This window comes from Streptomyces sp. JLBG701 (assembly GCF_058544905.1).
The window spans coordinates 5,680,651-5,698,787 of record NZ_CM178588.1; the positions used below are offsets into that span (position 1 = coordinate 5,680,651).

An 18,137-nucleotide genomic window follows, 5' to 3' on the forward strand; every position below is an offset into this window, starting at 1 on the left:
GGAGTCGACCGGGGGTACGTTCTGAGTGTCGAGGTCAGAACGGAGTTCAGCATGCCACACCCAACTCGCCGAGACACCGGCGGAATCGGGGCGCGTATCGAGGAAGTCAGCGCCCTGCGCGGCTACTCCCTCAGGGAACTCGGACGCCGCGCCAACGTCTCCCCGTCGATGCTCTCCCGCATCGTCAACGGCCAACGCCAAGCCAGCCCAGCCATCGTCTCCGCAGTCGCGCGCGCCCTGTCCGTCAGCATCTCCGTGCTGCACGGCCAGCCCTACATCCACCAGTTGCAGGCCGACCAGCTCGACCGGCTGATAACGCCGATCAGCGTGGCCCTGGACGACTGGGACATCCCCCTCGGCGACGGCGACCCACCGCCCCGAACACTCGCCGCCCTGCAAGCCACCGTGACCGAGCTGGAGAAGCAGCGCGCCCGCGCCGAGTACATCGAGATCGCCCACGAACTCCCCGCGCTGCTCGCCGAGGCGAACGCCCACGTCCTCACCCAACGCCCCGGGCATGCCCGGGAGCAGGCGGCGTGGCTCCAAGCGGAGCTGTGCCGCACCATCTACGTGGTCGGCCGTCAGATCGGCTTCGGAGACCTTGCCCGGCTGGCCCTGTCCCGCATGGCCGTTGCCGCCCCACACTCCGGTGACCCGCGTCAGGTCGCGATCGAGCGGTGGGACCGCGCGCAGCTGATGGCCGACGCCGCCCGCCACGACCGCGGAGTCCTCCTGGTGAAGCAGGCCTTGAAGGATCTCGACGACAACGGGGACCAGGCCACGAAGGCAGTCCGCGGCGCCCTGCACTTGAAGGGGGCCATCCTGTCCAGCCGCCAGGGCGACACGTCCGCTGCGGACGACTGGCTGTCGGCCGCCGGGGAGATCGCCAAGGAGACGGGCGAGACGCGCGACTACGGGCTCGTATTCGGCCCGGTCAACGTCGTGATCCATGGCATGTCGGCGTCCAGCGACCGGGACAAGCACGCCCGCGCGCTGGAGAAAGCACGGAAAGTACGCCTCCCGGAGGACTACCCGGAGGCGAGGGCCGGCCACTACTGGGTGGACCGGGCCCGCGCGGAGACCTGGACCGCGCGGCACGAGGACGCGTTCGTGTCGCTGTCGGAGGCTCGGAAGGTGGCGCCGCAGCAGACGCGGTATCACCCGGGCGTGCACGAGACGGTGGCGGCGCTGCTGCGGGCTCGGGCGAAGGCGTCGGGGGATCTGCTGGAGTTCGCGAACTGGTGCGGCGTGTAGCGGCCCGGCCGACTCTGGTCAAGGGGTTGGGTGTTGCCAACCTGTCAACGGTAGGGGCTTGTCAGGCCGACACGATGTGACGGTACCCACACCGTCTGTGCATGGAGTCGACCATGGTCAGCCGCAAGGCCCGGATGGAGAAGCCCGGCACCGTTGGGCTCTCACCCAAGGAAGCCCCGCCGGACATCGCCACCATGCGCGCCACCGCGGGCATACTCCTCGGCGCTGACGACGCCCCGGACGTACTGCCCGCGCTCCCCGACGAGGTCGACACGCTCACCGCCACCCTGCGCGGACACCTCGAACTCCTCGGCCCCGAAGTCGAGGAGGCCGCCGGACTCCTCCACAAGGAGAGCATCCCCCGGTTCTGCGCGCTGGCCTGCGTGGGCGAAGCACGCGGCAAACTGAGGGCCGAGCCCGGACCCGGGCAGTACGGGGCCGTGGCCTACGCCCGCCGCCTGGCTCGCGTCCTGAACGCCCTGTGCGACCACTACGAGACGCTCGGCGGCAAGCAGTGACACGCGTCTGCCGGCACTGCGACGAGCCGCTCACCGACCCGGACGACGCCGTCTATGTCGGGCATGAGCCCTCCAACTCCGGGCCTGGCTGGGAGATCTGGGCTCACCGCGCGCACGCTGCCCTCCTGCGGCCGGATCCGAAGGCGACGGAGATTCTGGCCCGGGTCCTCGTCGCGCGCGCCCTGCGGCTGGCTGATTGAGCTGGCGGCCGTCCCGCAATCCCCCGTCGGGGCGGCCGCCGTATGAACTCCCGCCTACCCTTGTACCCCGAAGCCGTTGGGGGCGGGCGGGACCGGACCCCGCCCGTCCTCACACCCCAGGCTCAAGAGGGCGGGCGGGCTACAGCCTGACGCCGCGGCGTACGTGTCTCCGCCGCTCGCGTCATCCGGTGCTCGGCTCCGGCCAGAGCACGGCCGCCCCGCCTCTCCCGTGAGCAAAGGGGCGGGGCGGCCCACAACGCCACCGGCCTGCCGTTACCGGCCGCGCGGCGGCTTGAGTGTGGCGTCGATGCCTCCGCGGGCGCGGACCTCGTTGCGGCCGACGTCCACCCACAGCTCGCCGAACTTCTGCTTGCCGATCTGAAGCTGGATCACGATCGGCTCCCCGCCCCCAGTGCCTGCCGCCGCGGCCCGCGCCGGCGCGCTGGCGCGGTGCTGTGGGGTGTTGAGCATCGACGCCCACGGTGCCGCCGCCATCCGCCGCGAGTCCGGGTTCGACCACACCCGTGACCCGGCCGGCAGATCCAGTAGCTCGGGCCCGTGTTCGCCCACCCATGTACGGTTCGAGCGGATCCCGCCCGACGCGGCGCCGACGATGCCGCCCGCAGCCTTCCCCCCCAACGCCTGCTGGAGCAGCTTCTCCATGGACTTGGCGAGGTTGTCCATGGACTTGATCAGCTTGTTCTGCTGGGCATCCAGCTTGTGCACGAGGTCGGCCTGCGCCTTGATCTGCGCCGCATACACGGCATCCGCAGTGGTCTTGCCCGCGCTGGCCGCCGCCTTCCCGATCTGCGACTGAAGGTCATTCAGGGATTTGATCTCCGACGACGACGCACCCAGCAGGGCGCCCGCCGTTTCCAGGCCGCCGCCCTCGATGCCAGCCTCGCCGATCTGCTGGATCAGCGCGGACGACAGGCCCTTTTTCTTCAGCTGCGCGAGGGCGGAGGAGAACGCGGTCGCCTTGTCGCGGGACTCGGTGAGCCCGCCCATGATCGAGGCGACGGTGATGGGTGCGCCGTTCTCGGCGTTCGCGCCGCGGGTGATGTTCGCCGAGGTGAGGACGCCGGACTTCACCGATGAGGACAGGGAAGAGGCCGCGTCCCGCAGCGAGTTCAGCTTGTCGCGCGCCTTGCTCAAGGACGCTTCGACCTTGGTGAGCTGCTTCTCCCACGCGATGAGCTTCCGGCCCGCCGAGTCGAGGGTCTTGAGGAGGCTGGACTCCTTGCCGCCGCTGAACGCCGCCTTGATCTGGCCGCGCAGCTGATTCAGGGAGGAGACGAGCGCCCCGACATCTGCGGGGGCGCCGAGCGACTTCTGGAACGGGTCCGTCGCGTACCCGGCCATCGCCCCGAAGTGACTGATCCCGAAGCTCGCCGACAGCCCCTTGCGGGCGTCCTTCTGCCCCTGCGTGAGACCGCCCTTCGCGAACTTCGGCATGTCCAACTGGCCGTCGTTGAGGCGTTGCAGGAACTTTTCGCCGTACTTCGCGACAGACGCGGCCTTGATGACGAACTCGCCGTTCGACAGCCACGGCGCGAACACGTCGTCCGAGGTTCCAGTCCCGGGTCCGACGACCGGGCCGCCCTCGGCGTACCGGAAGTTCTTGCCGGTGAACAGTCCGCCCGTCGCACCGACGACCTCGTGCACCGACTTCCTCGTGGTCGTGACGATCGTCGTCAACGACACGGTCTTGTCGTGCACCGACGCAAGCTCAGCCTTCGCCTGCCGCACCTTCGCCTGCAAGTCTGCGATGTGCGCCCGCAGCGCGGCCCGCTTCTCCGGTGGCACCGACTTCAGTTGCTCCTTCGCCGTCTCGATCTGCGACGACCAATTGTTGATGCTCAACTGAAGCTTGCCCGCCGCAAGCTTCGGCGCCGCCGACGCCGCAAAGCTACTGGCCTGCGACTCCGCCGACTCCAGACCGCCGATGAACGCGTCCCTGAAGCTGTCGAACTTCGTGTTCGCCGCCTCCAGCTTGTCGCCGATCCCCGGAATCCAGCCGAACGCCATCGCCGCACCGGACACGATCCCGTCGAACCCGGCGAGGACACCCGTCGACATCAGCCGGAACATCTCGATCACGTTCGGCACCGTGTCGATCACAGCCTCCGAAATGCTCAGCACCCCGAGACCGAACACCCGGGCGCCCTCCTGGATCGCCCCCTTGTTCCGGTCGATCGCATCCGCCAGCGACGTCAACGGCCCCGTCATGCTGGTGTAGTCGGCCGGCACGAACACCGACGCCAGCGCCGCACCCACATCCCTCAAGGTGGGCGCCACGTCCGCCGCGAAGGTGCGGATACCCCGGATACCGTTCGCCACATCGTTGAACAACGGGGCCATCATCTTCATCCTGAGCGCCAGGCCCTCGAACGCCACGCTGCCCAGATCACCCAGCAGCTTCAGTCCCTCCCCCAGCACCGGGCCGACGAGCTTCGCGAACTGGCCGGAGAACTCACCGAACGCCGGCAGCAGATTGTCGTTGACCGCGTAGGCGAGTCCGTCGATGACACTGGCCGAGCCCTTGATGCCCGGCTCCAGGCCTGCGAAGAACTTCGGCAAACCGGTGTCCATGAGCCCCGTCGCGAGCCCCGTGATGGCATCCAGGGACGGCTTCGACTTGGCACCGAAGTCCAGCAGCGACTTCACCAGCGGCCCGGTCGCCGTGGCCATCTCCTCGATCGCGCCGGTACCCAGCTGAAGGTTCTTACGCAGGTCGCCCTGGAGGCCGGAGTCTTTCATCGCCCGTCCGGCCTTCTCGGCGAGCGTCCCGAACGTGCCGCCGAGGTCGACCATCGAATCCGAGAAGATTTTGACGACCGGCTTGGCATCCTTCACGGCCTTCGTGAAGCCGGGCAACATCGCCTTCTGGACTTCCCTGCCGACCCCGGAGAACTCCTTCTTCGTACCGACGATCGCCTCGGTGAACTCCCGCTGAGCGGGGCTCATCTTCTTGAGAGCCTCGCTGTACTTCTTCTGGTCCTCACCGGCCAGCTTCACCGCATCGCCGACCCCGTTGAAGCCGAGGGCGAGCGTGCCCGCAGCAACCCCGGCACCCGCCATGAGTGGCACGAGCGCGCCGACCGCAGGCAGCAGGCTCACGCCCACCGCCGCACCCAGCGCGACCGCCGCACCCTTCAACGTGACCAGACCGCCCGCCGCGCCGCCGGCGGCCTGCGTGATCCCGCCCAGCGCAGCCGACATGATCCGCGACTCGGACACGAAACGGCCCCGCATGTCGCGCAGCTGCCCTTGCGTGTCGCGGAACGCGCGGACCGCCTGGCCGTTGTTGGCGCGGATAGTGATCTCAATGTCGTCAGACATCGTCAGCCACCTCCCCACCCAGCAGTGCACGCACCTCGGCATCGTCCCGCGCTGTCCACGCGCCCGCGTCCACGAGCCCCAGGTACTCGGCGAGCTTCAGGAAGTCGGCCTCACCCCACAGTTCCGGGTTCAGGTCGTGGCCGATCGCGGCACTCACCGCCTGGACGAGCTGCCAGATCTCCGGCGCCCGGAAATCACCCGCGCGCGCCTTCTCCTGCGCACGCCGATACTCGTCACCGGAGAAGCCCGACAGGACCACCTCGACGGACACACCCGGCGCCGTCTCGATGCGAACGGTGACCTTCCCCCCAGGACGCTCCCTGCGCGGCTTACGCGCCTTTCGCCGGCTCACCGGCCGCCACCGCCGCCCGCAGCAGCCAGCAGGTCCCGGAACAGGATGTCGTCAGCGACACCCCACCCGTCCGCAGGCGCGACCGCCCCGAGGACGGCCGCCCAAATCCGCTCCCACAGGTCCGGCTCGATGAACTCGATGCCCTGCACGTCCTGGCCCTGCTCCACGTACGCCCTGACGCGTACGAGATCCTCCGGGATCAGCCGCACATCGAGGACCATGCCGTCGAGGTAGGGGTCACCGGCGAGCTGCACGGTCATACCGTCCCCATCGGGGGCGCTCTCACTTTCCGCAATCACGTTCACCGCAGTCTCCCTTGCAGTAATGAACGACCAGTCAGTATGCAATCCCCCCGACAATGCAATTCTCTATTCATTCTATCCGCTGACCTGCACAAAAGGCCCTAGAATGAAGGCGGTTGATGCGCGGTCACGGCACAAGAGGTGAGGCCCGCTGCCCAGTCTCCCGGGCAGCGGGCCTCACCTCCGTTACCGCTCTCCTTCGACCCGATCAGAAAATCGCCGCCAGACGGCGCGCGGATGCCGAGGCACTGCCCGCGTCCGACCGCGACTCCGCACTGAACGGCGACAGCTCACCGAGCACGTCACCGCAGACCTGCTCCAGCAACCTCCCCGCCACCTGCACGCGGTCCATGGCGGCCGGATCGGGGCGACCCGCCAGCAGAGCGGGCAGGGCCTCCCGCTGCGCGCGCCGCAGCGCCCGGCCTGCGCCCGCCAGTTGGGCTGGCGCGCTCGCCTCGTACATCGCCCGGTGCTGACTCTCGCTCGGATTCATCGCCCGCCCCTTCCCGCCTTCGCGGAGCTGCGGACCTCGGCGAGCACCGCGCCCCGTCCGTTCGCTCCCGACACGGTCAGGCCCCCGGCCCCTCGCCGAGCAGCGCCCGCCTGCCAGCCTCGGCCCCCGCCCCGCCGAGCAGCGACCGGGACATGCGGGCAAGAGGATGCCGGGGCTGGTGCGCGCCCACGACCCCGGCGAGGCTGCGAGCGAGAAGGCTCGGCCCGTCGACCGGTCGCCACACCTCGCCGTCCAGGAACAGCGCCCCATCGCGCGTACCGCCCACCGCCTGGCCGTCATCGGCGTCCAGGCCGCGGGTCCGCAGGTCTGCTGCAGCCGCTCGAACGGCCTGATCATGCACGGCTACAGCGGCCAAGGCTCGGGCCATCGCAGCCTCGGCGGCCTGCACCGCGTGTACGGCCGCCTCCCGGGTCACCGACAGATGCCCGGCGGTCTCGGCCGCGCCCGCCATCGCGTCACGCTCAGCGGCAGCACGCGACTCGCGGGCAACCTGCTGGGCATCGAAGTCACGACGCAGCGTCCGGGCCCGCGCGACAGCGTGCGCGGCGGCCACCGTGGCATCGGCGAACGCCTTCTCGGCACTCATGACGGCCCTGCCGACGGCGAACGCCCGCTCAGCGTCAAGGCGCTCCTGCTCGGCCGCCTCGGCCAGGGCGTCCGCCTCGGCGAGCTGCTCGAAAGTGATGGTGATCATTGGTGTCTCCTTGGGGTCAGACTGTGGTCTCGGTCAGGGGTACGGGTGCCTGCTCGGCCTCCGGTGGGGCGATGCCGGCGAGCAGGCCGTCCGGCCGTCCGTCGAGGAAGCGGCGGCCACCGAAGTACTTCAGCGACGCCACGAGACGGTGGGCCCGACCGAGACGCGCCTCAACCACCCGGTACAGCGCCCACACCAGCAGCGTCCCGACATCAACCGTCTGCCACCACGTGCCACGGATCTGCACCCCCTCCCGGGCGCCTCCGGTCGCATGCTCGGAGCCGTCCACGAGTGCAAGGCCCCGCTCGGCCAGACCGGCCGAAGTGCCGCGCACCAGCAGGTTGTGGGCAGTTGACGCGTCGGCCAGTTCGAGGAGTGCCTGTTGCGCGGCGGCTGCCGCGGCTGAGACGCGGGTCCGCGAGGCATCGAGGCCCGCCACTGCCTCGGTGATGTACTTCGCGGCGGCCTTCTCATCCTTCGCCCGGGCGTCGGCCGCCAGGCGCTCCGCCTCAGCCTGCGGCACCTGTTCTTCGGTGACATGCACCGTCATTTTCGTTACTCCTTGATCGTCTCTACCGGTAACCCGGTGGGCACACTGCCGCCCGGGCCGCTTCCAACACCCCACGGGTACGCGCCAGTCCCGCCCCGGCGGGGCCCGCGCCTCGGTCGCTGCGCTCACCACAGCCCCGCCTCGAAATCCCCCGACTCCAGCGCGGCAGCAACCACCGCCAACTCCTCCTCGGTGAAGCCTTCGATCAGCTCGAAGATCTCCTCACCCAGCGCCCGCGCCTCCGGAGTGCCCTCCTCCAACCAGCCCGCAGCCACCGCGAACGCCTTCACCGCAGCCACCCGCCCTCAATGCCGGGAATCTCGTACGACACCGTCGAGCCAGCACTCACCAGACTCAGCCGGTACGCGTCCGCGTCCTGCCGCTCGTACGCCCGGACACCGCCGACCGACCACAGCAGCGCACCGTGCCGGGCCGCCTCCGCCAACACCGCCCGCTCACCCGGCCGGCCGTTCTCCAGCCAGTCCGCCGCCCGCCTCAGTCCGTCCATCACGCGCTCCTCCCTCCACCATCCGAAGGCGCGGCAGAGCCTGTGCCTGCCTCCAGCGCCGTACGCATCTCCCCCAGACGGCGCGGCACCACCACGGCCGCCAACTCCCGCTGCTCCACCGACAGCTCCAAGTCGTCGAGGACACCCCGAAGCAGCCCGGCCATCACCACGGCGACCCGCTCGGGCAACTCCGCCAACTCCACGTCACGCTCCAGCCGCAGCGCGGCCACCCCGAACAGGCCCGCCATCACTCCACGCTCCGAAGGTGTCGTGCAGCCGCACGCCGCGCCCGCTCCGCCTGATCCGCATCGACACCCGCCGCCTCCAACGCGGCGTTGATCGCGGACACCACCGCATCCGCCTGGCGCTCCGTCACCTGGACGAGCCGCTCGTCGATGTTCAGGCGCGCGATCGCCGAGAGCACTGTGACCGCCCGGTCCATCGCACGCTCATACAAGGCGACCTCGGCACGCAACTGCTCGGCTCCGGTGGCACCCCGATACCGGATGCCGTCGGTCAGCTGATTCACCAGCGCGGCCGTCGCCGCCTGCCAGGCCAACACCTGACCGGCCAGCTTCAGCAACGCCTCCAGCGGATCAGCGACCGAGGAGACGCCCAACTCGGCGAGAACAGCGCGGGCCTCGGTCTCGACCTGCCTGCGCACCGCCGCAGCCCTCGCCTGAGGCGCGCCGCCACCGTGGAACTTGCACACGGACTGCCCCTTCAACGGCCGGTTCCCGCACGGCTCACCGTCCGTACGGCGGGCCGAGCAGCGGCGCCGACCCATCGAAGGGTCGTCCTGCGGTGGACCTATCGAAGCTGCCATGAGGGGTGTCCTTCCTGGGATGCTGTCGGGTGGCCGGCCCCGATACCCGCGGGGCCGGCCGATGTCGTCAGGTCCAACTCAGGTGCTGGCCGGGCACGTCGAACGCGCGGATACCGTCCGGTCGTTCCCGGCCCGTCAGCGCGAAGTACAGGTCGTGGCTGGCCTCGCACCGGTGCTCGTCGCAGACCGGGATGTGGGCGATCGCCCCGGCCTGGTTCCTCACGAAGTGGAAGCCGCCGTTCTCGCCCTCGACTGTTTCGTCGATGGCGAAGGTGACGAGGGTGGCGGGCCGGGGGCATCCGTCGGGCTCGGCGCACTGGGTGCTGCGGTAGCGGGCCGGGACGCGTTCGATGCGGGTCTGGAGGATGGCGTATCCGTGGTCGCGGATGTCGTCGAGGATCGCGCCGTCCTGGCCATGGATGAGCGTGCGTTCGGTCATGGTGCTGGTTCTCCTTCGGGTTGGCCGGCCGTCGACCGGCGGCCGGAAGTTCAGAAGAGCGTCGGCGGGTTGTCGGCGAACTCGGCGATGACGTCCGCATGGCAGGCCTCGGGGGCGCACCAGCAGCCGAGGGCCTTGCCCTTGAGTTCGTGGAGCTGGTCGAGGAGCGACGGCTTGTACGGGAGGTAGTGGTTCTCGTAGTTCGCGATGACGGTGTCGCGGTCGCCGTCGGCGGGGAGCTCGAAGGGATTGCCCCAGGGGCCGCGGCGGTCGATGCGGACATAGAGGCCGCGCTGTTCGGCCCACGCGATGAGGCGTTGGTGGTGGCGCATGGAGACGACGACGGTGTCTCCGGCAGCGAGACTCTTGTGGAGGGTCCGTTCGTCGTCGGTGAAGTCGTCGAGCGGGTTGGGTGGCGGGGTGACCATCGCTTCGAACTCGGGGTCGGCGGGCTGCACCCAGTCCTCGCCCGCGAACAGGTCGTCGTTGGTGGGACGTTCCGGCGCGGGGCGCGACCCTGGGTAGGTGCCGCCCCCCTTCCTCTCGCGCTCGATGGATTGGGGAATTTCCCCAATCTCCTCAAGGGCTCGCCGCTGTGAAGCCACCGTCTTGTGGTCCACGTTCATGCGCTCGGCGTGCTGCCGGTCGGAGAGTTGCGGGTCGGCGCGGAGGGACCGGTGGATCACGTCACGCTTCTGCTCGCGGTTGAGGCTGCGGCGGTGGACGTTGACCGCGACGGCATGCGTCCGCTTCTGCTCCTCGGTCAGCCCGGCAACGGTGCGGCGCGGGCAGTCGGCGCCGAGGTCGGCGGGGTTGAAGTCGCCGATGACGTAGTCGGTGCGGTGCGGCGTGGACATGGTTTCTCCTACGCGTGGGTGGGGGCGGAACCGGATGCGCGCGGTGGTACGGGACTGGCCTGGGGACGGTTGTCGAGGTTGCGGAACCAGGCGGCGACGAGCGCGGATTGCTCCCACCCGAGACGGCGGTAGAGCGGCTCGACGGCCTTGTGCAGCTCGCTGCCTCCTGGCTGGCCGTACACGTGGCCGCGAAGGGCGGTGGCGACGTCTACGGCGCCATGCCAGGTGAGTTGTCGGGCGAGGTCTCGAGCGAGGTCGGCATAGGTGTAGCCGTCGCCTTGCCGTACGCGGTCGGCGAGTGCGAGCCAGGGCTTGACATCCACGGCCGGCCCTCAGCATCCGGGGTGCCGGTCGTGGCCGTGGCTGGCGAAGAAGGCATCGAGAGGTAGATGGCATCCGGCGCACACCGGTCCCTCGTGCACCACCGGTCCCCTCCCGAGAGAGGAGGAGGGGACCACCGGTGCTTGGGTGCCGGTCCCGGTACGGTCCGCTACCGGTCCGGGACCGCTCTCATCTGCGGTTTCTTCTTGACCGGTCCCGGCGTTCCGGACCACTCCTGTTACTGCCGGGTAGGACCGGTCTGCGGACCGGTCTTTCCGGACCCGGGCCACCTCGGTCAACTTCTCGTTGCTGGCCCGGAATGCGAGGCGCTGGCACTCGGCCTGGAGCTTCCGGCGTCCGTAGTCGCTCGGCACGTTCGCCTGGTCGAGCTGGTCGACGATCCACTCGACACTGCCCTCAGGCGCCGGACGCGGACCGTCCTGCGGCACGTCCAGGGACTCCAGCACCAGCGACGTGACCGGGCGCCCGTCGGGCTTGTACTCACCATCCAGAGAGACCTTCTTCAGCCCGAACTGGAAGTCGCCGTCCTGGTCCTCGTCCTTCTGCTTCCCGGACTTGATGGTGAGGATGGTGTTCGGGATCTTGTCGCCCTTGCGGGAGACCATCAGCTCAGACTGCAAGGTTCCCTTCACCGCGGAGGCGCCGCGGCCGTGCTCCCCGACGTGGCCCGTGTGATGGACGACGGCGACGCACGCGCCGGTCGCGGTACGCATCTGATCGAAACGGTCGACCACGCGCCCCATCTCGGTGTTCGAGTTCTCCTCGACGCCGAGCGTGACGCGGGCCTGCGTGTCGACGACGACCAGCACCGGCTGTATGCGGCGCAGCGCCTCGATCAGAGCGTCCCACTCGGGGCTCATCGCCTGGACCGGCCGGGGCAGGAAGCGCACGTTGTCCATGCGCATGCCGTAGTGCTGTTCCCATGCGCGTACGCGCTTGCGGATGCCCTGCTCGCCCTCGGCCACGAGGTAGATCACGAGGCCCTGGCGGACGTAGTGGCCGTGCCACTTCGTGCCCGTGCCCACATGCCCGCACATGTCGAGCAGCACAAACGACTTGAAGGTGCCGGACGGGCCGACGACCCGGGCCACGGTGTTCAGCGCGAGCAGGTCACCGACGAGCGGTTCGAGGGGTGGGATGCTGTCGAGGCCGTCGGTGTCGAGCAGTTGGCCGAGGAGCCTTTCGACGGCCGCCTCGAAGTACTCCTCTGACGACGTGGTCGCCGGGTCGAGGCGCTCGTCTGCGTCCTGCTCCGGGGGAGCTTCCTCGGTCGGCTCGTCGTCGTCTCGTACCTCGATCAGGTCGTTCAGCGTGGCACCTGTCGACAGGTGGTCGGACAGGTCCTTGCCCACAGCGGGAAAGTAGATTCGCCACGGGATGCCAGCACGGCCAAGAGAGGCGGCAACCTTGCGGGCGTGCTTCAGCCCCTGGCCTTCGGGGTCGCGGTCGGAGACGATGCGCACCTCGGACGCGCCCCGAAGCATGTCGGTGTACCGCTCCTGCCAGCCCATGCCGGTGCCGCCTGGCATGGTGGTGGCGACCGCGCCGGCCTTGATGGCGTTATCGGTGTCGGTCTCGCCCTCGCACAAGGTGACGACCCCGCCGTCCTGAACCTGGGCATGGACCTCGGGGAGGTAGAGCAGCACCCGTTCTTCCTTGGGAGGGCTCTTCATCTCCCCGTTGGGCAGCTCGGGCCGGAAGTCCTTGGGCAGGTACTTGTGGACGTACTGGACGACGCTCTTGTCGACGCGCTTGTACGTCCAGGTCTTGACGACCATCCCGAGACCGCCATTGCGAGGTTTCGGCTCGTCGAACAGGTCGGGCGGAGTCAGGCCGAGCGGAGTGAGGAAGTCCTCAAGCGGACACTCCTTGTGGCAGTGGACCAAGACCTTCTTGTCTGCGCCGATACCGATGGACACCGTGTCCGGGGCGTCGCCGTCGTGGCATAGGCCGCGGGTGCGGGCGGTGCCACCGCGGTGGATGACGTTCTCACCGTGGTCCCGCAGCGCGTACATGACGCGCTCGAACGCGCTCACTCGTCCACCGCCTTGATCAGGTACCGGCCGCCGGGCTGGCCGACGCAGCGGGCGCGGCGCTCCCCGAGCCGGACCGAGCCGACCCACCCGCCGGGGTGGATGTGCTGGTGATCGCAGAACGGGCAGTCGACGACGAGGAGCACCTTCGTCCGGCGCTGCGGGTCGGCTCGGTCCGGACTGGAAGTGACGACGAGCCGCGCCGTGGCGTGCCGCAGTTCGTCCGGGTCCACGCGAAACGCAGAGGGCTCCGGACTGTCCTCGTCATCGTCGCCGAACAGTGCTGGCTGCTCGGCGGTGGTGCTGCTCATGCAACGATCTCCAGGGGACGTACCGCAAGGCCCTCGCGATGGCGAGGCTCGCGGCGGTGGGGAAGTTCGTTCAGCACGCGGGCGAGACCCCCGCGTTCAGCGCTCTGCACAGGGCATTCCGCATCTCGGCGACGCCGTATGGGTTGGTGCCGATGACCTCGACGACCGCGCAGTCACGTACCGCGCCGGCGAGCAGGTCGGCGGTCCAACCGCTGCAGTGGTGGGCGTCGCCGATGTCGATGCGGAGCACGGTGCCGGCCGGGTACCGGTCGATGCCGCCGTACTGCTGCGTGGGGCTGGGGAGTCCGACGAAGCTGTGGAAGGACCGGAGTCGGAGTGCGACGACGCCGTGTACAGCGGGGCCCCGCCCGGCCGCCGAAGCGACCAGGCGAGGACGGCCGTTGCCATTGCGGGAGGTCACGACTCGCGCTCCCGCACATCTGCGGTGTCGTCGTAGCCGTGCTCCAGCCAGCCGCCGGGGTTCGGGCGGAACTGGACGACCGCGAACCCACCAGGCCCGAGCACGGGCACGCCCGACGGTCCGACGTCGACGACGGTGTAGGTCGCCATCGCCTTCAGCTCGTCGACCCTCGCGGCCTCGCACTCCTTGCGGGACAGGACTCCGTCGTCGTCGACGTCCGTGTCCGTCGGCCACGCCGTGACCGGGCTGACCCCGAGTACCGGCTCGATCCATCCCGCACAGGTCTCGCAGACGGGCAGGCACCGGCAGGGCAGCGCCCGGCTTCCTGCCGGCCGCCAGCCGTCGGGTACGGGCGTCGGGAACAGCGGGTCGTGGCAGCGGGGGCAGAGGCCGTTGCCGATGTCCGTGGTGATGACCTCGGCGACCCGGACGGACAACTCGGGGATCGCGCTGTGAAGGTCTGTCTCAAGGACCTTCTCGAAGACCTCGCGGGCTGCGGTCACGACGCACTGCGGCCGGTACGGGTGCGCACCGGAGAAGGTAAGGATCGGGAGCGTGGCGTTCGGCGGTGTGGGGGCCGTATCGTTGGCCATGGTGATGGATCCGATCTGTTACGCGTAGCCCTGGGTCGCTGGCGAGCGATGAGCCCGGGGCTTCGCTGTGTGGTCTGTTGCTGGGCCCCTCCCTCGTCGGCACTCGTAATGCCGGCGCGAGAGGGGTCGTTTCATGCGCCCCGGAGGGGGCGGATCACCGCCGAACCCTCATGGGTACAACCGCATGAGGCATGCGGTTGGGGGGCAATCGCACCCGCCGTGACCTGCGATGATCCATCGTGATGGCACAGAGATGCATCGTCCGGGGTCGGCGCGGCACCCGCTTCCGACGGGTACAGAAGAGCGACGATGTCCGCAGTGGGGATCTTGATGCAGCGACCAATACGAAGGACGCGAGTCAAGGTCCACTTACCGCGGCGGATCTCCTCGTAGAGCGTGTCCTTGTTGACGCCGAGAGCCGCAGCCAGGACCGGCACGGTTGTGGTGGGCCCCTGCGCCTCGATCCGCTCTCGCGTCCAGGCGGTCATGCTGCTGCCTCCGCGACTGCGTCGAGGAGACGGCGGTACGCGATAGCCCGGCGCATACGCGGCTTGGACTTGCCCTGCTCCCACCGAAGAACCGTCATCGGGCTCACGCCCAGCTCTTCGGCGAAGTCGCGAAGCGAAGCACCGGACGACTGCCGGATCTTGGCTCGCTCCAGAGGCGGGGGAAGCTGCGACTCACGGACCCGATCAGCAAGACCGTGTGCCACAGCAGCGGCATACGTTTCCATGTCGAGGACGGTACGCAGACGCGATACGTATGTCAATGCGGCAACATACTGTGTGGATGCTGCTGTTGCCGAAATGGGACAGCCGCGATAGCTTCGAGCCGTGGGCGACGACAACGATGAGAAGCCGCCGGCCATCCCGGCAAAGCTCGAAGACCTCGCAGTACCGGAGGGCTTCGAGCTCGGCGCGTACCGGCCAACCGACTCCATCGACGCGAAGTGGGCGGCCCGCGGGCCATACGTGATCCCGCTGAGCCTCGACGGACGTGAGTCGATCAGCTTCGAAACGCGACAGTTCTCGGGCTGGGCCTCGTACGTTTCGGATGGGTTCGAGCAGGCGCGCGCCGTACTCCTGCTCCACATCGGCCCCTGCGACAACGGACCAGATGCGCCCTACGCGATTCTCCAGGTGCGGCTGATGGCACTTCAGCCAGTCGACTTCCCTGGCAGCTCGCTGCTGCGGCTCATCCCGTGGGAACGAATCGAAGCGGCTGTCAATCAGCCGTCTCGGCGGGTAGTGCTCGCGGACTTTGTTGCCCCTCGTGCCCCGCGATATCCAAGCGACGGACCGCGAGGGAGTTTCGTCGAGTGGGCGTTCCACCGCCCCGCCGAGCCTCCGCCCGAGCCGGAACTGCACCTCGAAATTCCAGAGGGCTACCGCAAGCCGGACGCGTTCTACGCGGACGTGGCCGAGCGGTTCCTTCAGGCAGCCGCCATCAGCCCGCGGCCGGCCCAGGACTTGGCGGAGGCCAACGACGTGAAGCCGACCACCGTGCACCGGTGGATCCGGGAAGCGAAGGCGCGCGGGCTCCTCGCCCTTCCGGGCGACAGGAAGCCGCGCGCCTCAGACGACACCACATAGGGGGGTCATGAAGCCGTACAAGGCCTGCTCATGCCGGGACCCGGAGACGAAACGGCTCCTCGGCAAGAAGTGCCCGGACCTCAGCAAGAAGGGACACGGCGGCTGGTACAGCAGGTACGAGGCCCCGAAGTCCGCCGAGGGGAAACGCCGGCAACCGCGCATCGGCCCGTACGACACGGAGCGCGAATGCAAGGCCGAGCTCGGCAAGGTGCTCGGCACGGCCGCCAACCCGAAGGCCCACGACGAGCGAAAGACCACGCTCGGCCAGTACCTCGAACGCCGGTACACATGGCGCACGTCCGAGGCGGAGACGGGCGAGGGCCTGAAGAAGAGCACGCTCGACAGCGAGCGCGAGGCCATCGACCTCTACCTGAGCCCGGGCCTCGGACACATCAAGGTCGTCGACCTGAACGACGAGCACATCCGCGAGCTGTACGCAGCAATGCGGAAGATCAACCGGCCCGACGAACGCGAGGAGCGGACCGAGGTCCTGCGCCGACTGCAAGAGGTGCGCGCGACCCGTCACGGCAAGCGGCTGCACAGCCGCCCCATCTCCGAGTCCCGCATCCGCCGCGTCCATGCCGTCCTGCACGGAGCTCTCGCGGACGCGTCGAAGCTGTCGAAGATCCGGCCGGACAACCCGGCTGACGGGGTCTGGCGGTCCAAGGGCGGGAAGCGGAAGCAGGGCCGCGCGAAGCCCCTGCTGTGGACAGCCGAGCGGGTCGAGCAGTGGGAGAAGACCGGGGTCATCCCGGCGAAGGTCATGGTCTGGTCGTCCGACCAGTGCGGCGCGTTCCTCGACTTCACGGAGGCCTCGGAGGAACGCCTGTACCCCGCGTTCCATCTGGACGCGTACTACGGGCCGCGCCGCGGCGAGCTGGTCGGCGCCGAGGAGCAGGACCTGAGCCTTGAGCGCCGGCGCCTGCACGTCCTTCAGGCGCAGTCGGACGACGAACTCGACGACACCAAAACCGAGGCCGGCTACCGGCAAATCCCGCTCGACGACGAGACCGTCCGCGTCCTCAGGGCCTGGCACAAGCGGAAGCTCGAAGAGCGGCTGAAGTGGGGCGAGACGTACCAGGATGCGGGCCGCGTCTTCTGCTACGAGGACGGCACGGCGCTGAAGGCCGAGTACCTGTCGAGCCGCTTCCGGATCCTGCTGGAGCGGTACGCCAACATCCGCGCGAAGGCCGCGGAGAAGTGGTCAGTCGAGCGGATCGCCCGGAAGTTCCGGACGACCGAGGCCGCGGTCGAGGTGGCCATGAGGCTGACGCTGCCGCCGATCCGCTTCCATGATCTGCGTCACGGCGCGGCGACGATGCTGCTCGCCGCCGGCGTATCGGACAAGTTCGTGAGCGAGGTTCTCGGGCATGCGTCGAGCTCATTCACAAAAGACGTCTACGCCGTCGTGGCAGAGGAGATGGCGGAGGACGCCACACGCCGGATCGCAGCCTTCATTCCGCGCCAGAATCGCCTTTCGGCGGTTGGTGCCAGCACCGTGCCATCAGGGGGTTGAAAATGGCTCTGAACGCGACTCAGGGAGCTCGGCACAAATTGGCCGAACTCCCTGGTCAGGTGGCGGAGGCGGAGGGATTTGAACCCTCGATGGGATTGAAGTCCCAAACCGCATTAGCAGTGCGGCGCCATAGACCGGACTAGGCGACGCCTCCAGCACAACCGCCCGCGCGAGCGCGAGTGGTGCGTGCAGATGATGACACAGTCGAGCGTGGTGTCACCAATCGCCTCCCACGGTACTAGGCAGGCGGGCCGCAGAGCAAAGCCCTTGTCCGGGGTATGGGGAGGGGGCCGGGGCCGCAACATCCCTCGGCGTTCGGCGTTAGTCAGGTCATGTTGCAGGTCATCTCACGGACCGCCGTCGTGTCCGTCTCCGCGCTCGCCTCCGTCGCTTCGCTCTCCGCCTCCGCCTCCGCGGTAGCCGGACCCGCGGCAGCCCTCCCCGCCCTCCCCTCCGACCACCTCACCGTCACCGTCCGGCATGCCGGCGGCGGTGCCGATGGGACGTACGAGGTTCGGTGCCACCCGGGTGGGGGCAGTCACCCCGATGTCGGTGGCGCCTGTGGGGCCGTCGAGCGGAACACGCGGTGGGGGCGGGACGCCTTCGCGCCGGTGGCCGAGGGCAGGGTCTGCACCATGCTGTACGGCGGGCCGGCCACCGCCCATGTCACCGGGACCTGGGCCGGACGCCCCGTCGACACGACGTACGACCGCAGCGACGGGTGTCAGATCGAGCGGTGGGACCGGTTCGTGCCGCTGCTGCCCGATCTCCGTTCGCCCCGTACTCCCTCATAGGGACTCACGCATAGGGCTCAGTGAAGTCGCGCGGGGAAAACCGGAGCTGAGCCAGGTGGTCACACGTTCTGTGTCACTTCGTCGTGCGACCTCCCTCTCATCCGGCGTCGCGAGCGCAACCACTGCCCTTAGACTCCCTCGCGTGACACGCTGCGGGCCGATTGGCAAGATGGCCTATG

The 18,137-nt window shown here is 69.1% G+C and carries 25 protein-coding genes and 1 tRNA gene; 6 read left to right on the plus strand and 20 right to left on the minus strand.

Features of this window, described 5'->3' with window-relative positions:
• The first annotated feature begins 51 nt into the window (after positions 1-51).
• The 3 genes from AC5DRG_RS26265 to AC5DRG_RS26275 all read left to right on the plus strand — a co-directional run bounded on the left by AC5DRG_RS26265 (position 52) and on the right by AC5DRG_RS26275 (position 1,972).
• Positions 52-1,254, plus strand: a complete 1,203-nt coding sequence (locus AC5DRG_RS26265) for a helix-turn-helix domain-containing protein (RefSeq protein WP_491801889.1) — start codon at positions 52-54, stop codon at positions 1,252-1,254.
• A gap of 101 nt (positions 1,255-1,355) precedes the next feature.
• Positions 1,356-1,772: a DUF6415 family natural product biosynthesis protein gene (locus AC5DRG_RS26270; protein WP_491801890.1), complete on the plus strand. Its 417-nt coding sequence runs from the start codon at positions 1,356-1,358 to the stop codon at positions 1,770-1,772.
• Positions 1,769-1,972 (plus strand): hypothetical protein, encoded by a 204-nt coding sequence (locus AC5DRG_RS26275; protein ID WP_491801891.1) that lies wholly within the window; start codon positions 1,769-1,771, stop codon positions 1,970-1,972. Before AC5DRG_RS26270 ends, AC5DRG_RS26275 begins: the two co-directional genes overlap by 4 nt.
• A 273-nt stretch (positions 1,973-2,245) precedes the next feature.
• Here AC5DRG_RS26275 and AC5DRG_RS26280 read toward each other — a convergent pair whose 3' ends face one another.
• The 19 genes from AC5DRG_RS26280 to AC5DRG_RS26370 form a co-directional block, all read right to left on the minus strand.
• The gene (locus tag AC5DRG_RS26280; protein ID WP_491801892.1) at positions 2,246-5,314 is read right to left on the minus strand and encodes a hypothetical protein; all 3,069 of its coding nucleotides are present in this window, start codon (positions 5,312-5,314) and stop codon (positions 2,246-2,248) included.
• Positions 5,307-5,585, minus strand: coding sequence for a hypothetical protein (locus tag AC5DRG_RS26285; protein ID WP_491801893.1), 279 nt, complete (start codon positions 5,583-5,585; stop codon positions 5,307-5,309). The genes AC5DRG_RS26280 and AC5DRG_RS26285 overlap by 8 nt, the downstream gene beginning before the upstream one ends.
• A gap of 77 nt (positions 5,586-5,662) precedes the next feature.
• Positions 5,663-5,926: a hypothetical protein gene (locus AC5DRG_RS26290; RefSeq protein WP_491801894.1), complete on the minus strand. Its 264-nt coding sequence runs from the start codon at positions 5,924-5,926 to the stop codon at positions 5,663-5,665.
• Positions 5,927-6,176: 250 nt separating this feature from the next.
• Positions 6,177-6,461: a hypothetical protein gene (locus AC5DRG_RS26295; protein ID WP_491801895.1), complete on the minus strand. Its 285-nt coding sequence runs from the start codon at positions 6,459-6,461 to the stop codon at positions 6,177-6,179.
• 76 nt (positions 6,462-6,537) lie between these two features.
• Positions 6,538-7,176, minus strand: a complete 639-nt coding sequence (locus AC5DRG_RS26300) for a hypothetical protein (protein WP_491801896.1) — start codon at positions 7,174-7,176, stop codon at positions 6,538-6,540.
• Between the two features lie 16 nt (positions 7,177-7,192).
• Complete coding sequence (locus tag AC5DRG_RS26305) at positions 7,193-7,726, minus strand: hypothetical protein (RefSeq protein ID WP_491801897.1); 534 nt, start codon at positions 7,724-7,726, stop codon at positions 7,193-7,195.
• A gap of 125 nt (positions 7,727-7,851) precedes the next feature.
• Entirely contained in the window at positions 7,852-8,025 is a 174-nt protein-coding gene (locus tag AC5DRG_RS26310; protein ID WP_491801899.1) for a hypothetical protein, read from the minus strand.
• Complete coding sequence (locus tag AC5DRG_RS26315; protein WP_491801900.1) at positions 8,013-8,234, minus strand: hypothetical protein; 222 nt, start codon at positions 8,232-8,234, stop codon at positions 8,013-8,015. The genes AC5DRG_RS26310 and AC5DRG_RS26315 overlap by 13 nt, the downstream gene beginning before the upstream one ends.
• On the minus strand, positions 8,234-8,482 hold the full coding sequence (locus AC5DRG_RS26320; protein ID WP_491801901.1) for a hypothetical protein: 249 nt from the start codon (positions 8,480-8,482) through the stop codon (positions 8,234-8,236). Before AC5DRG_RS26320 ends, AC5DRG_RS26315 begins: the two co-directional genes overlap by 1 nt.
• The gene (locus tag AC5DRG_RS26325) at positions 8,482-9,060 is read right to left on the minus strand and encodes an HGGxSTG domain-containing protein (protein ID WP_491801902.1); all 579 of its coding nucleotides are present in this window, start codon (positions 9,058-9,060) and stop codon (positions 8,482-8,484) included. Before AC5DRG_RS26325 ends, AC5DRG_RS26320 begins: the two co-directional genes overlap by 1 nt.
• Positions 9,061-9,127: 67 nt before the next feature.
• Entirely contained in the window at positions 9,128-9,499 is a 372-nt protein-coding gene (locus tag AC5DRG_RS26330; protein ID WP_491801903.1) for a hypothetical protein, read from the minus strand.
• A 50-nt stretch (positions 9,500-9,549) separates the two neighbouring features.
• Entirely contained in the window at positions 9,550-10,356 is an 807-nt protein-coding gene (locus AC5DRG_RS26335) for a DUF4326 domain-containing protein (RefSeq protein ID WP_491801904.1), read from the minus strand.
• An 8-nt stretch (positions 10,357-10,364) separates the two neighbouring features.
• Positions 10,365-10,679, minus strand: coding sequence for a hypothetical protein (locus AC5DRG_RS26340; RefSeq protein WP_491801905.1), 315 nt, complete (start codon positions 10,677-10,679; stop codon positions 10,365-10,367).
• A 9-nt stretch (positions 10,680-10,688) separates the two neighbouring features.
• Entirely contained in the window at positions 10,689-12,734 is a 2,046-nt protein-coding gene (locus AC5DRG_RS26345) for an AAA family ATPase (RefSeq protein ID WP_491801906.1), read from the minus strand.
• The gene (locus AC5DRG_RS26350) at positions 12,731-13,042 is read right to left on the minus strand and encodes a hypothetical protein (protein WP_491801907.1); all 312 of its coding nucleotides are present in this window, start codon (positions 13,040-13,042) and stop codon (positions 12,731-12,733) included. The genes AC5DRG_RS26345 and AC5DRG_RS26350 overlap by 4 nt, the downstream gene beginning before the upstream one ends.
• Positions 13,043-13,112: 70 nt before the next feature.
• A complete protein-coding gene (locus AC5DRG_RS26355; RefSeq protein ID WP_491801908.1) occupies positions 13,113-13,463 on the minus strand; it encodes a hypothetical protein in 351 nt (116 codons plus the stop codon).
• Positions 13,460-14,056 (minus strand): hypothetical protein, encoded by a 597-nt coding sequence (locus AC5DRG_RS26360; RefSeq protein ID WP_491801910.1) that lies wholly within the window; start codon positions 14,054-14,056, stop codon positions 13,460-13,462. The genes AC5DRG_RS26355 and AC5DRG_RS26360 overlap by 4 nt, the downstream gene beginning before the upstream one ends.
• Positions 14,057-14,187: 131 nt before the next feature.
• The gene (locus AC5DRG_RS26365) at positions 14,188-14,544 is read right to left on the minus strand and encodes a helix-turn-helix domain-containing protein (RefSeq protein ID WP_491801911.1); all 357 of its coding nucleotides are present in this window, start codon (positions 14,542-14,544) and stop codon (positions 14,188-14,190) included.
• Positions 14,541-14,789, minus strand: coding sequence for a helix-turn-helix domain-containing protein (locus tag AC5DRG_RS26370; RefSeq protein WP_491801912.1), 249 nt, complete (start codon positions 14,787-14,789; stop codon positions 14,541-14,543). The genes AC5DRG_RS26365 and AC5DRG_RS26370 overlap by 4 nt, the downstream gene beginning before the upstream one ends.
• Positions 14,790-14,889: 100 nt before the next feature.
• On the opposite strand from AC5DRG_RS26370, the gene AC5DRG_RS26375 reads away from it, so the two are divergent.
• Positions 14,890-15,648, plus strand: coding sequence for a hypothetical protein (locus AC5DRG_RS26375; RefSeq protein ID WP_491801913.1), 759 nt, complete (start codon positions 14,890-14,892; stop codon positions 15,646-15,648).
• Positions 15,649-15,655: 7 nt separating this feature from the next.
• Positions 15,656-17,164 (plus strand): tyrosine-type recombinase/integrase, encoded by a 1,509-nt coding sequence (locus AC5DRG_RS26380; protein WP_491801914.1) that lies wholly within the window; start codon positions 15,656-15,658, stop codon positions 17,162-17,164.
• A gap of 60 nt (positions 17,165-17,224) precedes the next feature.
• Here AC5DRG_RS26380 and AC5DRG_RS26385 read toward each other — a convergent pair.
• A tRNA-Ser gene (locus AC5DRG_RS26385) sits at positions 17,225-17,318 on the minus strand.
• Positions 17,319-17,496: 178 nt separating this feature from the next.
• Between AC5DRG_RS26385 and AC5DRG_RS26390 the strand changes: the two genes are divergently transcribed.
• Positions 17,497-17,958, plus strand: a complete 462-nt coding sequence (locus tag AC5DRG_RS26390) for an SSI family serine proteinase inhibitor (protein ID WP_491801915.1) — start codon at positions 17,497-17,499, stop codon at positions 17,956-17,958.
• The last annotated feature ends 179 nt before the right edge of the window (positions 17,959-18,137 follow it).

Excerpts from the sequence above, each read along its gene's own strand:
- AC5DRG_RS26290 (WP_491801894.1), bottom strand. The coding sequence starts at position 5,926 with ATGACCGTGCAGCTCGCCGGTGACCCCTACCTCGACGGCATGGTCCTC.
- AC5DRG_RS26360 (WP_491801910.1), bottom strand. The coding sequence starts at position 14,056 with ATGGCCAACGATACGGCCCCCACACCGCCGAACGCCACGCTCCCGATC.
- AC5DRG_RS26315 (WP_491801900.1), bottom strand. The coding sequence starts at position 8,234 with ATGGACGGACTGAGGCGGGCGGCGGACTGGCTGGAGAACGGCCGGCCG.
- AC5DRG_RS26280 (WP_491801892.1), bottom strand. The coding sequence starts at position 5,314 with ATGTCTGACGACATTGAGATCACTATCCGCGCCAACAACGGCCAGGCG.
- AC5DRG_RS26330 (WP_491801903.1), bottom strand. The coding sequence starts at position 9,499 with ATGACCGAACGCACGCTCATCCATGGCCAGGACGGCGCGATCCTCGAC.
- AC5DRG_RS26325 (WP_491801902.1), bottom strand. The coding sequence starts at position 9,060 with ATGGCAGCTTCGATAGGTCCACCGCAGGACGACCCTTCGATGGGTCGG.
- AC5DRG_RS26270 (WP_491801890.1), top strand. The coding sequence starts at position 1,356 with ATGGAGTCGACCATGGTCAGCCGCAAGGCCCGGATGGAGAAGCCCGGC.
- AC5DRG_RS26300 (WP_491801896.1), bottom strand. The coding sequence starts at position 7,176 with ATGATCACCATCACTTTCGAGCAGCTCGCCGAGGCGGACGCCCTGGCC.
- AC5DRG_RS26305 (WP_491801897.1), bottom strand. The coding sequence starts at position 7,726 with ATGACGGTGCATGTCACCGAAGAACAGGTGCCGCAGGCTGAGGCGGAG.
- AC5DRG_RS26390 (WP_491801915.1), top strand. The coding sequence starts at position 17,497 with ATGTTGCAGGTCATCTCACGGACCGCCGTCGTGTCCGTCTCCGCGCTC.
- AC5DRG_RS26320 (WP_491801901.1), bottom strand. The coding sequence starts at position 8,482 with ATGGCGGGCCTGTTCGGGGTGGCCGCGCTGCGGCTGGAGCGTGACGTG.
- AC5DRG_RS26335 (WP_491801904.1), bottom strand. The coding sequence starts at position 10,356 with ATGTCCACGCCGCACCGCACCGACTACGTCATCGGCGACTTCAACCCC.
- AC5DRG_RS26295 (WP_491801895.1), bottom strand. The coding sequence starts at position 6,461 with ATGAATCCGAGCGAGAGTCAGCACCGGGCGATGTACGAGGCGAGCGCG.
- AC5DRG_RS26350 (WP_491801907.1), bottom strand. The coding sequence starts at position 13,042 with ATGAGCAGCACCACCGCCGAGCAGCCAGCACTGTTCGGCGACGATGAC.
- AC5DRG_RS26365 (WP_491801911.1), bottom strand. The coding sequence starts at position 14,544 with ATGACCGCCTGGACGCGAGAGCGGATCGAGGCGCAGGGGCCCACCACA.
- AC5DRG_RS26370 (WP_491801912.1), bottom strand. The coding sequence starts at position 14,789 with ATGGAAACGTATGCCGCTGCTGTGGCACACGGTCTTGCTGATCGGGTC.
- AC5DRG_RS26265 (WP_491801889.1), top strand. The coding sequence starts at position 52 with ATGCCACACCCAACTCGCCGAGACACCGGCGGAATCGGGGCGCGTATC.
- AC5DRG_RS26380 (WP_491801914.1), top strand. The coding sequence starts at position 15,656 with ATGAAGCCGTACAAGGCCTGCTCATGCCGGGACCCGGAGACGAAACGG.